11 protein-coding genes are annotated in these 15,373 nt (G+C 29.8%); 1 reads left to right on the top strand and 10 read right to left on the bottom strand.

Annotation, left to right across the window (positions count from 1 at the left end; all coding sequences use genetic code 11):
* Window positions 1-6: 6 nt before the first annotated feature.
* The 9 genes from O3802_RS05105 to mutS all read right to left on the bottom strand — a co-directional run bounded on the left by O3802_RS05105 (window position 7) and on the right by mutS (window position 12,816).
* Complete coding sequence (locus tag O3802_RS05105) at window positions 7-792, bottom strand: RecX family transcriptional regulator (RefSeq protein ID WP_371458573.1); 786 nt, start codon at window positions 790-792, stop codon at window positions 7-9.
* A 187-nt stretch (window positions 793-979) separates the two neighbouring features.
* Window positions 980-2,494 carry an ABC transporter permease/substrate-binding protein gene (locus O3802_RS05100; protein WP_371458572.1) on the bottom strand — a complete coding sequence of 505 codons (1,515 nt, stop codon included), beginning with the start codon at window positions 2,492-2,494 and terminating at the stop codon, window positions 980-982.
* Complete coding sequence (locus tag O3802_RS05095; protein ID WP_371458571.1) at window positions 2,494-3,225, bottom strand: ABC transporter ATP-binding protein; 732 nt, start codon at window positions 3,223-3,225, stop codon at window positions 2,494-2,496. Before O3802_RS05095 ends, O3802_RS05100 begins: the two co-directional genes overlap by 1 nt.
* Window positions 3,226-3,423: 198 nt before the next feature.
* Complete coding sequence (locus O3802_RS05090) at window positions 3,424-4,140, bottom strand: class I SAM-dependent methyltransferase (RefSeq protein WP_371458570.1); 717 nt, start codon at window positions 4,138-4,140, stop codon at window positions 3,424-3,426.
* Between the two features lie 27 nt (window positions 4,141-4,167).
* Window positions 4,168-4,806 (bottom strand): thiaminase II/PqqC family protein, encoded by a 639-nt coding sequence (locus O3802_RS05085; RefSeq protein ID WP_371458569.1) that lies wholly within the window; start codon window positions 4,804-4,806, stop codon window positions 4,168-4,170.
* A 342-nt stretch (window positions 4,807-5,148) separates the two neighbouring features.
* Window positions 5,149-6,804, bottom strand: a complete 1,656-nt coding sequence (locus tag O3802_RS05080; protein WP_371458568.1) for a SulP family inorganic anion transporter — start codon at window positions 6,802-6,804, stop codon at window positions 5,149-5,151.
* Between the two features lie 261 nt (window positions 6,805-7,065).
* Complete coding sequence (miaA, locus tag O3802_RS05075; RefSeq protein WP_371458567.1) at window positions 7,066-7,968, bottom strand: tRNA (adenosine(37)-N6)-dimethylallyltransferase MiaA; 903 nt, start codon at window positions 7,966-7,968, stop codon at window positions 7,066-7,068.
* Between the two features lie 8 nt (window positions 7,969-7,976).
* A complete protein-coding gene (gene mutL, locus O3802_RS05070; RefSeq protein WP_371458566.1) occupies window positions 7,977-10,046 on the bottom strand; it encodes a DNA mismatch repair endonuclease MutL in 2,070 nt (689 codons plus the stop codon).
* Between the two features lie 4 nt (window positions 10,047-10,050).
* Window positions 10,051-12,816 carry a DNA mismatch repair protein MutS gene (gene mutS, locus O3802_RS05065; protein ID WP_483299426.1) on the bottom strand — a complete coding sequence of 922 codons (2,766 nt, stop codon included), beginning with the start codon at window positions 12,814-12,816 and terminating at the stop codon, window positions 10,051-10,053.
* 146 nt (window positions 12,817-12,962) lie between these two features.
* On the opposite strand from mutS, the gene O3802_RS05060 reads away from it, so the two are divergent.
* The gene (locus O3802_RS05060; RefSeq protein ID WP_371458565.1) at window positions 12,963-14,231 is read left to right on the top strand and encodes an FtsW/RodA/SpoVE family cell cycle protein; all 1,269 of its coding nucleotides are present in this window, start codon (window positions 12,963-12,965) and stop codon (window positions 14,229-14,231) included.
* 78 nt (window positions 14,232-14,309) lie between these two features.
* Here the strand turns inward: O3802_RS05060 and O3802_RS05055 are convergent, their stop codons facing one another.
* Entirely contained in the window at window positions 14,310-15,371 is a 1,062-nt protein-coding gene (locus O3802_RS05055; protein WP_371458564.1) for a M42 family metallopeptidase, read from the bottom strand.
* Window positions 15,372-15,373 lie beyond the last annotated feature (2 nt).

Here is a 15,373-nt window from a genome sequence, read left to right as displayed (position 1 = left end):
CTTCCTTTACAAATCTTGTTTTTCAATAAAATCTTTAGCTGTATAGTATGAAAAACCATCTCTTATAAGTTTTTCAATTAGCTTTTGTTTCAATGCATATCCTTCATAACGACGACTATAAGAATGATAAGCTCTTCTAAAATGCTCTTCTAATATATCATCTTCATTCTCTTCCTCATAATCTTCGAAAAATATATCAAACACCTTTCTTATTATATCAGATGTGAAGCCATTTGTATAAAGTTTTTGCGTGATTTTTTGAACTTTTTTATTTTTTGATTCTCGTCTAACATTAAACTCACGCTCTATTATCTTATAAAGTATCTCTATCATAGCTTCTTTCGTGCATATTTTAGAAATATATTTGTCTATTATATCGCTATCTAAATCTTTTTCTTGCAGTTTTCTTTTTATCCAATATGGACCTTTATTATTTAGATTAAAATAATCCATTACAGCTGCTTCGATGTAATGCTCGTCATTAAGATATCCAATCTCCATCAATTTCTTAATTACTTCATTAATAACATTTGGTGCGATTTCTTTTTTTGTAAGATAGTCGACTATATCTTGTGTTGTACGCAATCCATACTGCAAGTAATGTACAGCTTTACTATAAGCACTCTCTATACTTTCATGTGAAATAATTTCTTTAAGTTGGTCATTAGTTAAATCAATTTTCTTTATTAGCCCATATTTTATAATCGTATCTTCAGAGGCATAAAAACACTTCCCATTTTCTAATTCAATTTTATACTTTACTTTTAGCTTTGTAATATTAGTAATTTTCACTTTTCCACCTACTTTCTAAAATTATTACGTTCATAAAATCTTCTCTTAATTTTAACAAAAAACATGAGAAAAATAAAGTTATTGCGGAAAAATAAAAACTCTTAAACGTGCTGTTTAAGAATTTCTATTTTTGTTGTAATATATTTAATTAACTTGGTAAATTATTCCTTAATAATTATTTGTTAGTTTATTTTTTTATTAAACCTTCTTTTTGTAAATATGCTTTTGCTACTTCATAAGCACTCTTACCTTCAATATCTACAGCATAATTCATCTTAGTCATCTCCTCAGTTGTTATTTTTCCAGCAAGTTTTCCTAGAATTTTTTCCAATTGAGGATATTTCTTCAATGTTTCTTCTCTAAGTAATGGAGCCCCTTGATAAGGTGGGAATAATTTTTTATCATCTTCTAATACTTTTAATTTGTTAGTAATTAATTTGCTATCAGTAGAAAATACTTCGATGATATTAACATCTCCATTTGCTATAGCTTGATATCTTAAAGCTGGTTCCATAGTTTTAATATTTAAGTTTAGTCCATAGAGTTTTTTTAGTCCTAGTACACCATCTTCTCTATCATTAAATTCTAGCGAGAATCCAGCTGTTAATGAAGATTCTACTCTCTTAAGGTCTGATATTTTTTGTATATTGTTATCTTTAGCGTATTTTTCAGAAACAGCAAGAGCATATGTATCTTGAAACTTACTTGGTTCTAAATATACTAATCTATCTTGAGTTAAAATTTTCTCTTTAGCAATCTCATATACTTCTTTTGGGTCATTAGAAATATTAGTCACCGGTTCTTTTAATAATGTTGTTGTAACAGTTCCTGTAAATTCTGGATAAATATCGATACTTCCACCTTTTAAAGCTTCATATAAAAAGCTAGTTTTCCCAAAATTAGGTTTCACTTCGACATTTATATCTGTTTCATTCTCAATTAAAATCTTATACATATTAATTAAAATCTCTGGCTCAGCACCTAACTTTCCTGCAATCACAAGTTTATCATTAGATGTCTTTGCTAATGGTGTAAAGCTTAAAGTAACAGCTACTACCGCCGACAATAAAGTTACAACAATTGTTTTTGGCTTTTTATTTTGTAACAATTTAATCAAGGCACCAAAAATAATTGCAAGTACTGCAGAAGAAATTGCTCCAATCAATATAAGTGCAGAATTATTTCTATCGATTCCTAGTAATATAAATGAACCAAGTCCTCCCGCCCCTATAAGTGCTGCAAGAGTCGCCGTACCTATAATCATAATACTAGCAGTTCTAACTCCCCCCATTAAGATTGGCATCGATAAAGCAAGTTGATATTTTTTTAATTTCTCCCACTTTGTCATACCAAATGCTGTTGCCGCTTCTTCTAAAGAAGAATCTATCTCTGACAGTCCCGTTAATGTACTTTGCAATATTGGAAATAGTGCATATATAACTAATGCCACTACAGCTGGAACTGTTCCTATTCCCATAAAAGGAATAAATAGACCTAAAAGGGCAAGCGATGGGATAGTTTGAAAGACCCCTGTAATCTGTAAAAACCACTCGCTGATTTTCTTATTATTTGACAAAATTATCCCAAGAGGTACAGCAATAATTATCGCAATAAGTAGAGATAGTAATGAAATTTGAAGGTGTTGAAAAAGAGCTGTTCCCCATTCACCTTTACGTTCAATAAATGTATCTGCTATATTCATTAATTACACCCCTTTACTTTGAAAAATTCTCGGACAAAATCATTAGCTGGATTATCTCGCATCTCTTTTGGTGTCGCAATTTGAACAACTTTTCCCTCCTGCAAGATACAAATTCTATCAGCTAGCTTCAAGGCTTCATCCATATCATGAGTAACAAAAACAGTCGTCATTTTATACTCATTATGAAGTTGCTTAATCAAATCTTGAAGCTGAGTGCGACTTATTGGATCTAAAGCAGAAAAGGGTTCATCCATTAAAAGTACTTTAGGATTAGCAATAATAGCTCTAAGTATGCCTATACGTTGTTTTTCTCCACCCGACAATTCATAAGGATATCTTTTCATATATAATTTTGGATTCAATCCAACTTTTTCTAGTAAATCTTTCGTTTTTTCAGCAATGAGTTTTTTATCAAATTTTTTCATTTCTGGTATAAGAGCAATATTTTCCTCTACCGTAAGATTAGGGAATAATGCTATTTGTTGTAAGACATATCCTGTTTCAAGGCGTAATTCTCTTAAATTATAGTCTTTTAATCTTTTATCTTCAAAATAAATATCTCCATCAGTTTGCTCTATTAACCTATTTATTAATTTTAAAGTTGTTGTTTTCCCACTACCACTTGGTCCTACAAGAACAAAAAACTCACCATTTTTTATTTCAAAACTTAAATTGTCTAATATTAAACCCTTAACTGAACAGCATAACGATACATTATCATACTTAATCATATTATTCCCCCTTACATCCTATGTTAAAACCTACAAATTCTCCTAACTATAATATAATTTTAACCCTATCATTACTAATTTTCAACAAATCAGCTTAAAACAGTGTACTCCTTTAATAGTTAAAAAGGCCTCTGACATTCAACATATAAATGTGTGAATGCCAAAAGCCTTTATAATTTTTATGTATTTAAATTGATTTTATTTTTCTGCAATTAGCGCAACATATCCACCTTTATCGTAACCTTCGATTGGCTCTTCGACGCTATCATTTGTATAAATCGGATGAGCAACAAGTGTTTGCATAAAACGAATATTTTTCATCATAAGCTCGTCTCTTACAATATTTAACTTCTCTAATGGAGAGTGAAATATTCCTGACTTCACTAGCTCAATAGGATATGGAAGTGCTGGTGCAAGTCTTGAAAAAAGTTTTTCATCATAACCATCAGCATAATTTGCAAAGCTATATAATATTCCATATGCACTTTCTACTGGAACATCTAAAAGAATAAGATGTCCCCCTTTTTTCAATGCATTATAGCAATTTTTATATGCTTTACCCAGGTCAGCGATATAAGTTGAACAACCATTCAGATAAATAATATCATATTCTTCATCTTTTAGTTGAGTAGTTTCAGCATCGCCTATTTCCACCTTAACACCTCTCTTTTCAGCAATTTCTGCCATATCAGTAGAGGGTTCCAAACCATATTCTACATTTATTCCATATTCGCTTTTTAAAGCTGATTCAAAAAGTCCACTTCCACAACCAACTGATAAAATTTTGTCTTTTTTTAGCGGGTTAAGACAAGCGTGAAGTAATTTCAGCTCACTTTCGAATACTTTATTATTAGTTAAAAACCACTGATCATATTTATCAGCATATCCATCAAACATTTTAGTATTAATTTCCATAAGATACTCCTTGTATAATTTTTTAGATTATCCTATATAAACTCTATCCCAAAATCGTAACTCGTAAATACTAGCTTCTTCGAATATTTTAATCAATTCATTTTTTTTATAATCTGAAATATCTCGATAAGCCTCATTTATATAATCTATCCATCCCCTATAGAAAGTTTTGTATTTCTCAGTAGTATAATCAGCTACAAAACTATAATATATATTTTGAGAACTATTCATTCGAGCTGCAGCTATAGTAAATATGTAATCATAACTCAACATACAGTTCATAAGAACAATCATTAATTTATAGTTATTCTTGTCATGAGAAAAACTCATTATATAATTGATATAATCTTCTGTTTCAGGAAATGCTTCTGTCTCTGTTGTCGAAATACTATCTGAATCTAAAGACTCTGCTCTAGTCTGAAGCTCTGTATCATTGGAAAACTCTATAAGAGAACAAATAACTTCTCGTTCTTTATTAGTTTTAGCTTTACCTATAGCAATTTTACATAGTTTCACATAATTTTCTAAATATATACTATCTTGCTGCAAGTATCTTTCAAAAGCTTCTTTCGACAAATCCCCCTTAATTAGTTCCTGAACAAAAGGCGTATTAAACCCCATCTCCCACAATGGAGAAATTTTTGATTTAATTTCATCAATAAACAAGTTCTACTCCTCCCCAAAATCAAGAATTAACAGACAGCTATATTTTTGCTGCCTAGTATTATAGTAACACAGAATATTCACAAAGTAAATAACGTTTTCATTTTGTAATTATGTAAATATTTTTTTAGCAAGTAACTCTTACACAAAGTAAAAAACTCATCCGAAGATGAGCTTTACTATAGAATATATTGTAAACCAAAAACTTTTAATTCTTTTATAGAAAAAATTAAATTTTACTAAAATATCTTACTGAAAAAATCATAGAATTCATTACTGTTATTATATATTTGAGAAATATTGTAGTAATTTATTACCTAACTTATATTAGAAACTGCTAAAGTATTACTTCGCTAACTTTTCTGCTCTTTCTAATGATGCATCTATATTTTCACAAATATTTTCAGCACCTATTTTTTCGACAAAACCAGCTTTTTCCATAGCATGATAAGGTTGTTCATTAACATGAGATAAAATAAGTGTTAAATTTCGTTTTTTACAAGTTTCTAATATTTCTTCTAATGCCTCTACCCCCGAAATATCCATTACTGGGACATTACGCATTCTAAGAATTAAAACATTCTTTCCTTCTTCATGTTTAAAACTAGTAAAAACATTAGCAGCGCCAAAGAAAAGTGCTCCAAAAACTTCATATACTATAGTATTTTTAGGAACATACTTCAAATCAATGTCCTCTGATAATTTTTCGTTTTCTGAAGACCCTATATATGTCCATTGTCGAACTTCTGCTATATCTGACATTCGTTTTAAGAAAAGGAAAGCTGCTAGTACCATGCCAAATTCTATAGCTATTACTAAATCAAAGAATAATGTTAATAAGAAAGTAATAATTAAAACTGCTATGTCACTTTTTGGGGCAGTTTTTATTATGCGTACAAAAGTACGCCACCCACTCATATTATAACCAACTATTATTAAAATAGCTGCTAGACAACTCATCGGTATGTAAGAGGCATACGGCATTAAAAATAATAAAATCAACAATAAAGTTAGCGCATGTACCATTCCTGCAACCGGAGTTCTTCCACCATTTTTTACATTCGCTGCCGTTCTTGCTATAGCCCCGGTTGCAGGGATTCCACCAAAAAGTGCAGATAAAATATTCCCAACACCTTGACCTACTAGTTCGGCATTCGATTTATGTTTACTTCCTATCATACCATCAGAAACTACTGCAGAAAGTAAAGACTCTATAGCTGCTAACATCGCAATTGTGAAAGCTGGTAATATCATTTCACGAACTAACGAGAATGACAATACAGGCATAGAAAAGCTTGGAAGTCCTGCTTTAATAGTATATAAATCCCCAATAGTTTTGACTGGTAGTTTAAATATTGCTACTAATAGCGTTGTAACTATAATTGCTACTAAAGAACCAGGTATTTTTTTTGATACTTTTGACCAAAAAATTTGAATTAATAATGCCAAAATACCAATTGCCAAAGTTATATAACTAATACTACCTAAATTGTGACTATATGCTACTAATTTAGTTAAAAATTCTGCAGGAACAGCTCCCATATTAAGACCTAAAAAATCTTTAATCTGAGCTACTACTATACCTATGGCAATACCCAATGTAAATCCAATAGTTATAGTTTTCGGAATAAATTTGATTAAATCACCAAAGTGGAATAATCCCATTAAAATTAACATAACTCCTGCTAACAAAGTAGCAATAATAAGTCCTGGAATACCGTGCTCTGCTATAATTCCATAGATAATAACAACAAAAGCGGCTGTTGGTCCCCCTATCTGAACCCTACTTCCTCCTAAAAATGAAATAAAAAAACCTGCAATAATCGCAGTATAAAGCCCTTGTTCTGGATTAACACCTGATGCTATCGCCAAAGCAATCGATAAAGGTAATGCTATAATAGCTACTATTAATCCAGCGATAATATCTTTTATAAATTGCTCTCTTGTATAGTTTTTCATCACGCTAAAAAACTTGGGCTTAATATATTTAAACGAACTCATTTTCTCCTCCTGATTTTTTGAGAATTAACAATACTAATAGTTTAGCATAGAAAAAACAAAAACTCTAGTTATATCAGAAATACTTAGTAAATAAATTATAATTAATTATTCAATACGACTATTCATTATAAAAAAAGAAAGGCTCGCCAATTGACGAGCCCCGATTTATTATGAAAAAAATATTATTGAGTTCTATATATTTATTATAAACATGATGCTTTATACAAAGTTAAAGCTATAATTAAATTTTACTTAAACTTTCTAGTTATTATATTTTAAAAAGTTCTCTATATCTTTTTCTACTTTCGTTAATAAGTCTGAATTCTGACTATCGTACCAAACTCCGTTCATCTTATTTCTAAACCATGTAAGTTGACGTTTTGCATATCGCCTTGAATTTTGAGAAATGGCATTGATTATATCTTCCTTAGAAACTAAACCTTCAAAATAAGGTATCATTTCTTTATAACCTATTGCTCCAAGTGGTTGTAAGTCTTTACCATACTCTGCAATTATTTCTTTAACCTCTCGTTCAAGACCTTGTTCAAACATTAGTTCAACGCGTTTATTAATTCTTTTATAAAGAATTTCACGGTCTGTATTTAAAACTATTAAATATGGATTATACTTCTCAAGAATAGTATCTCCATTATTATTAGTTGTCACCGATTTATTTTCATTTACTACATAATTATAAGCATTAATAACTCGGCGATGATTATCTAAATCAATACTATTATAAGTATCTGGATAGTTTCTCTTTAAATAGTCTCTCGCCATATCTACATCAACATCATAAGTCTTTTCTTCCAAATCAGTAAACTCATAATTATTAAGCACTGCATTCATATAAAAACCCGTTCCACCAATTAGCAATGGTATTTTCCCTCGTTTATGAATATCATCAATCAAGCTACGCGCCATTTTTTGAAAGTCATAAACCGAACAAGTAACTGTTGGCTCTAATTCATCAATTAAATAATGGACTACACCATCCATTTCTTCTTTGGTTACTTTGGCAGAACCTATATCAAATTTTTTATAAATTTGAACACTATCTATTGAAATAATTTCACAATTAAACTTTTTTGCTAGTTCAATGCTTAACGCCGTCTTCCCCACAGCTGTTGGTCCAACTATCGCTATTAAAGGTATCTTTTCCATTTTACTTCCTATACTATACGTTTAAACATTTTTTCTAAATCTTTTTTCTCCATTTTTGTTATAATTGGTCGCCCATGTGGACATGTAAATGGATTTTTGCATTTATAAAGATCACTAATTACTTTGTTCATCTCTACTTCACTTAAAATTTGATTAGCTTTTATTGACATTTTACAGCTCGCCATCGCTATTGCATCATTACGCAGTTCATTAAAAGTAATTTTATTATTATTTAAAACTTTCTCAACAATAATTTTAATCATTTCTTCTTCATCTTCTTCTATCCAACCTGGAAATTCTCGAACAACATAAGAATTATCACCAAATTCCTCAAAGTCTATACCTAGTTCTGTAAATTTTTCAAAATTATCTCTAATTTCTGCTGCTTCTTCTATTGAAAAATCAAACGTCATCGGTATAAGCATTTGTTTTTTATAGTTCTTTCTATCTATAAAATCTCGTTGAAGCTTCTCATAATTATAACGTTCTGCCGCTGCGTGTTGATCAATAAGATAAAGTTTATTATCAGCCTCTGATAAAATATATGTTTTAAATATTTGAGCAAGAACTTTTAAATCTGGTAAAGTCTTGACTTCCATACTTTCATCCTGAACAATTTTCAAATTCTTTATTTCATCAAAGTGGCTATTATCTTTTACTATTGTATCAGAGATTTCCTCTTTAGTCGCCTCTCCAATTTCTTCTCTTTTTGAGAAATTCATAAAGTTTTCAATTTCTTTTTTCGTTGGTTTACCACCATACTTATTATAATTTTCACGTGGACGTGTTGTATAACTTAAATCTGGTAAGCTACTCTCCATACCACTAATTTCTGTTTGTTGTCGTCTTATATGGCTTTCATTATTTGAATTTAGTTCTTCCTGTAACTTATGAATATCATTATCTTCTCCAAAAACAAGGTCATCTTCTTTTACAAAATTAGCCTCATTTTGTCCTTTATTAAAAAGAGATGTATTATTTTCTTCAGTCTGCATTCCAAATTTATTGTCAAGTTCATCTAAAAAATTAAATTTCTCTATATTTGCTTTTTCTTTTTTAGTTAGTACATTATTCATACCTTGAGGAATATATGTATAATTAGCTAATCTTTCTGAAATTGCTCCTTTTATAAGTGAAATTAACTCTGCTTCTTTTGATAATCTTACTTCTTGCTTTGTCGGATGAACATTAACATCTAACAAGATTGGATCCATATCGATATTAATTACACAAAGAGGATAGCGATTTTTCATAAGCAATGTTCCATAGGCATCTATAATAGAATTCTGAATTATATAATTTCGAATATAACGACCGTTTATAAAAATATTAATATAGTTTTTACTAGCACGTGTTTCATCTGGCACAGAAATATAACCATAAACTTTATAATCATCGTTATTGCCAGAAAAACTAATCATATTTCGAGCAACACTCATATTATATATTTTTGATAATATTTTATGAACGTCACCATCACCATAAGTTTTAAATGTTATTTTATCATCTACATGTAACTCAAATGAGACATTAGGATAAGATAAAGCAAATTTGTAAATAACATTTATTATATTAGCCTGTTCTGTATGTGCATTACGCAAATATTTTAGACGTGCTGGTGTATTATAAAATAAATTTTCTACGCTAAGGTCTGTTCCTTTTATCGGAGCGTAATACTCCTCGCTAGTGACTTTTCCTGCTTCTAGTACCAGCATCTTTCCTTGAGCTTCGCCAGCACAACTCTTAATAGTCACACGACTAACAGAGGAAATACTTGCCAAGGCTTCACCACGAAAACCAAGTGTTTTTATATGAAATAAATCATAATCCTCTCTTATCTTACTTGTCGCATGTCTTAAAAAAGCGCGTTCGAGATCGTCATTTGATATCCCGCTTCCATTATCTATAATCCTAATTTGTTCTATCCCGAATTCTTTTATTATAATTTTTATATTTGTACTACCCGCATCAAGCGAATTTTCTACTAATTCTTTAACAACAGAAGCTGGTCGTTCTACCACTTCTCCTGCTGCTATCTTATTAGATAATTCTGCAGATAATATATTTATTTTCCCCATTTAACTACCTCCCTTCATTGAGTTTTTGTTGTAGTTCATAAAGAAGATTAAATGCTTCTATTGGTGTTGTTTCTAAGAAATTCAAACCTGTTAATTTTTCTTTAATAAATTCAAATTTTTCATCATTATTATCAAAATCTAGTTGAAGCTTTTTGTAATTTCCATTAGTTTTTTCTTTTACCTTATTTTTAAGTTCTTTTTGAAGTTTTTCCTCGTACTCTAATCGTAGCTTTTCTTCTAATTCTTTTTGTACTTTCTTCTCTAAATGTTGTACTAATTGCATTTGGTTAGCTTTATCTTTTACCGCCTGAGTTTCCCCAGTATTTCCAATATTTTCATAATACCCTTTTCCGATTAAATCACCTGAGCCTATATTATGGCCTTCTAGTTCTTTTAAAATATTATTTGCCACTACTATTACTTCTTCAGGAAGATGTGCAAGTTGAGCAACATGAATACCATAACTCTTCTCTATAGGTCCATCATTAATCTTATAAAGGAATATTAATTTACCGTGGTCTTCCTTAGCAGACACATGAATATTTTTAATTCCATTCATTCTGTTTTCTAATTTCGTCAGTTCATGATAATGTGTTGAAAAAAGTGTTTTACATTTAATTTTTTCGTTAATATACTCCAAAATAGATTGTGCAAGTGCAATACCATCATAAGTAGATGTTCCGCGCCCAATTTCATCAAAAATAAGTAATGAGTTGGCAGTTGATTCAACAAGGGCGTTTTTCGCCTCAATCATTTCTACCATAAACGTTGATTTCCCCCCAGCAAGGTCATCGCTCGCCCCAATACGAGTAAATATCTTATCAAAAATCGGGAGATTAGCTGATGTTGCTGGAACAAATGATCCGATTTGGGCAAGTATAACTATAAGTGCAAGCTGACGCATATAAGTAGATTTCCCAGACATATTCGGTCCTGTTATTAATAGAATATTATTATCTTTATCTACCTTGCAATCATTACTAATATACCCATCATTACTTACATTACGCTCTACTATCGGATGTCTACCTTCAATAATATCAATTATATTATCATTATTAAATTTTGGTTTTGTATAACTATATTCTTCTGCTACATCTGATAATGAAACAAATACATCAATATCACTAAGAATATTAGCAACTCGCTGTAATCTCGGAATAAAGCTATGTATTTTCATCTTAACTTCTTGGAATAACAGTAATTCTAACTCTTCAATTTTCGCTTTAGAATTAACGATATGTTCTTCTACTTCTTTTAATTCTTCTGAAATAAATCTCTCACAGTTAGATAAAGTTTGTTTCCTATGGTAACCAAGTTCTGTTGGATCTATAGTTTTCAAGCCTACTTTAGAAATTTCTATGAAATAACCAAAAATTTTGTTGTAACCTACCTTTAGGTTTTTAACACCTGTTCTATTTTTTTCACGTTCTTCTATTTCTAGTAAAATTCTATTACCATTTTTACTAGCATTTTTATAACTATCTAATTCTGAGTTGAAACCTAATTTAATTACATTTCCTTCTTTAACAGTTTGTCCAGCTTCTTCGTTAATAGTAACTTCTAGATATTCATGTAAATCTTCTAATTCATCAATATTATTCGCAATTTCTACTAATTTTTTCGAATTAAAACTTAGTAATATATTCTTTATACTTGGAATTTTTTCTAAAGTTTTCTTCAGATTCAATAACTCTTTAGGGCTTACTATATTATATGAAACCTTTGTTGATATACGTTCAAGGTCATAAACCTCTTTTAGATTTATTTTTACGTCTGCTTTTTCAAAATAATGTTTAACAAAATCTCCAACAATTTCTTGTCGATGTTCAATCTCTTTTAGATTTAAAAGTGGATTTTCTAACCATTTTTTTAGTTTTCTAGCACCTGCAGCTGTCGAAGTTTTATCAATGATACTCAATAAAGAACCTTTTTTCCCACCATTCGCCATATTTTGTGTTACTTCTAAGTTCTTTAGTGAATAGTTTGTCATATAAACAAACTTATCTTTAAAATATACTTCAAAGTTTTTTAGACTGTTAACATCTTTATTTTGTGTTTTTTCAATATAATCTAACAAGATATTGCAGCAAATACGAAGATTACTGTCACTTAGATTAGATGTTTTCTCTTTTTCTATATTTTCGTCTACTTCTACTTCTGTAATGTATGCACTAACGTTTAGTTCTTGGTCTTTAATAGTAATTATTTCTTTAATATTATTTCTCAAAATTTCATCTTGCAAATCATCCATTGTTTTCAAAATTGTGCAACGGCTATCCCCTGTCATAATATCACAAAATGCAAAATAAATATTACCATCTTTTTTATATACACTGGCTAAAAAATTATTTTCATCATAGTTTTTATAGTTCATGTATGTTCCTGGCGTAATTACTTGAACTACTTTTCTTTCAACAATCTTTCCTTGACCAGGTTCCGAAACTTGCTCACAAATAGCTACTCTATAGCCATTATTGACAAGCACATCTATATAATTAGCTGCAGCGTGAAATGGTACTCCACACATTGGGACTTTTTCTGCACCACCATCACGTGCTGTCAAAGTTATTTCCAAAATTTTTGATGCACGAGTTGCATCTTCAAAGAACAGTTCATAAAAGTCACCAAGTCGATAAAATAAAAACATATCTTGATAATCTTTTTTTATTTTTAAATACTGTTCAATCATCGGCGTATATTTCATTTGAAAATTTCCTTCCTTACAAATTTTTCCTATATCAATTCTATAACATAATAATTTTATCATAATATTAAAGAAAATAGTAGCCTCATACATGTAGCTCATATATAAACTTATCTTTATTAAAAAAAAATATAGATATATCAGATATCTTTAATTTAAGTTGCTTATATTACTCTGTTATTGTATAATTACTTCAAAGGAGTTGAATTATGTTAAATTTTATAAAAAATAAAACTAATTTATCAATAATGATTTTTTATTTTATATTTGCGATTACTAGCCTTACATTAATAATGCTAGCACAATATAATAATAATCAAACACCAAAATTATTTATTAAACAATTCATCTTTTATCTATTAGGATTTTTGGTAATATATATATTTCAAAAAATTCCAGTTGACTATATAGAAAAATTCTCTATATTTTTCTATTTGCTTGGTTTAACTTTATTGATAGGTATATTTCTAGTTCCAACTTCTATAGCACCCATTGTTAATGGGGCACGTAGTTGGTATAACCTTGGATTGTTTACTTTACAACCATCAGAATTTGCCAAAGTATCAACAGTAGCTATGATTAGCTTACTAATAAAAGAAAAAAGTTTTAGAGAAAATACCGATTCTATTAAACTCATAAAATTACTGTTAATTATCGCGATCCCCTTCATTTTGGTTCTTCGTGAAAATGACTTAGGTAATGGATTATTCTTTATTTTTCTATTTTTAGGATTAGTATTTCTAGTCAGTATCCATAAAAAAACTTTATTAAATATCTATTCAGTTGTTCTTGTTGGTATAGGAATAATTATTTTAGGTGCACTATATTTCCCAAGAGTTCTTGGTTTAGTAGGACTTAAAGGATATCAATTAAAGAGAATATTATCTTGGTTAAATCCTGAGGCGTATAAACTAGATTATTCGTATCAGATTACTCAGGTACTTTCCGAAATAAAACGAGGTGGATTAACAGGAACCTTTGCTAAAAATAAGAATTATATCGATGAGCAATTCAATGATTTTATCTTTTCTATTTTGGCAAAGAATTTTGGATTTATCGGTGCCTTTTTCTTCTTAGTATTCTTCTTTATTTTTATACTAAGATTATTTAGTATAGTGAAAAAATGTGAACAAGGTAATTATAGCTACTACTTTATTTTATTAGCAATGTGTAGTTTTTGTTTTTCATTTTTCATCAATATCTTCTCTACTCTTAGCATAATCCCTGTAATTGGAATTAGTATGCCATTTGTAAGCTATGGGGGAAGTTCCCTTATTGCTAATAGTATTCTATTTGGAATAATTGTTAAAATAAACGCTACTATTCACGAAGAATACTTAGAAGATGAATATTATGAGAATTATGAGAAGGAACCATATATTGATGAATACGACTATCAAGAAAGTAATTATCAATATGAAGAGCCCTACGACAATCAAAAGGAATATCGTCGTAGTAGAAAATTTAAAAATAGATAATAACAAAAAATCGAGGTATGTATAATCATATCTCGATTTCTTATTTCATATAGTTTACTTTATGATAACCTATTTTTCTTATTTTCTTACGTCTTCAATAAATTTATCATCTATTGTTTCAATTAGTTTTCCTAAAATAGCTTTTGCTGCATAGTAATCACGGATATCAAAAACTGCATTATGTGTATGAATATATCTTGCACAAATACCAATTACTGCAGTCGGTACACCATTTAATGCTTGATGAATCTCCCCAGCATCAGTGCCACCAGGTGATGTAAAGTACTGATATTTGATTTCATTTTCTTCTGCAAGTCTAATTAATTTTTCACGCATATTTGGACGAAGAACCATTGTTCTATCAACTAAACGTATTAAAAACCCTCCTCCTAAACGTCCGTTACTTGTCGCTGATCCGTCCATATCATTGGCTGGACTACAATCAACTACAAAGCATACATCTGGTTTAATCATATTAGCTGCTATTTTAGCTCCACGAAGTCCTACTTCTTCTTGAACTGTTGCGCAAACTACTAAATTAATATCTAACTCTTTATCTGCAAATTGTTCAAGAATTTCTGTAATAATTACACATCCATATCTATTATCAACAGCTTTTGACATAATTCTATTTTCTGTAAGTTGTTCAAAAGTTGTTTTCGGCGTAACAAATGCTCCTTCATGAATCCCCATTTTTAGAACTTCTTCGCGATTTTCTGCACCTACATCAATCGTCATATCACTAATTTTCACATTTTGAGCAACTCCTGCTGTGAAATGTTTTGGAATAGAGCCTATTACTCCAGTAAATTTTTTACCATCATACGATGTTACAGTATAAGTCTGAGCTAATAACACATCTTCACGGAATCCACCTAATGTTTCAAATTTTAAAAATCCATTTGGTAAAATTTTCGTAACTACAAATCCTACTTCATCCATATGAGCCGCAATCATAACAGTCTTAGCATTTTCTTTTTTTGATTTTTTGATTGCGTAGATTCCACCTAAGTTGTCAAACCTGATTTCATCCGCATATTTAGATAATTTCTTTTCTAAATAATTTGAAACTTCTCTTTCAAAACCAGATGTTCCGTCTAACATTGTTAATTCTTTGAATCTTTCTATTGATTTATTCATTA

Source organism: Gemella sp. 27098_8_92, from assembly GCF_041433685.1.
Taxonomy (GTDB): Bacteria; Bacillota; Bacilli; order Staphylococcales; family Gemellaceae; genus Gemella.
This window is presented reverse-complemented; position numbering and strand designations above follow the sequence as displayed.

Coding starts and splice junctions, on each gene's coding strand:
- O3802_RS05055 (WP_371458564.1), bottom strand. CDS start 15,371: ATGAATAAATCAATAGAAAGATTCAAAGAATTAACAATGTTAGACGGA.
- O3802_RS05100 (WP_371458572.1), bottom strand. CDS start 2,494: ATGAATATAGCAGATACATTTATTGAACGTAAAGGTGAATGGGGAACA.
- O3802_RS05090 (WP_371458570.1), bottom strand. CDS start 4,140: ATGGAAATTAATACTAAAATGTTTGATGGATATGCTGATAAATATGAT.
- mutL (WP_371458566.1), bottom strand. CDS start 10,046: ATGGGGAAAATAAATATATTATCTGCAGAATTATCTAATAAGATAGCA.
- O3802_RS05080 (WP_371458568.1), bottom strand. CDS start 6,804: ATGAGTTCGTTTAAATATATTAAGCCCAAGTTTTTTAGCGTGATGAAA.
- O3802_RS05060 (WP_371458565.1), top strand. CDS start 12,963: ATGTTAAATTTTATAAAAAATAAAACTAATTTATCAATAATGATTTTT.
- O3802_RS05095 (WP_371458571.1), bottom strand. CDS start 3,225: ATGATTAAGTATGATAATGTATCGTTATGCTGTTCAGTTAAGGGTTTA.
- mutS (WP_483299426.1), bottom strand. CDS start 12,816: ATGATAAAATTATTATGTTATAGAATTGATATAGGAAAAATTTGTAAG.
- miaA (WP_371458567.1), bottom strand. CDS start 7,968: ATGGAAAAGATACCTTTAATAGCGATAGTTGGACCAACAGCTGTGGGG.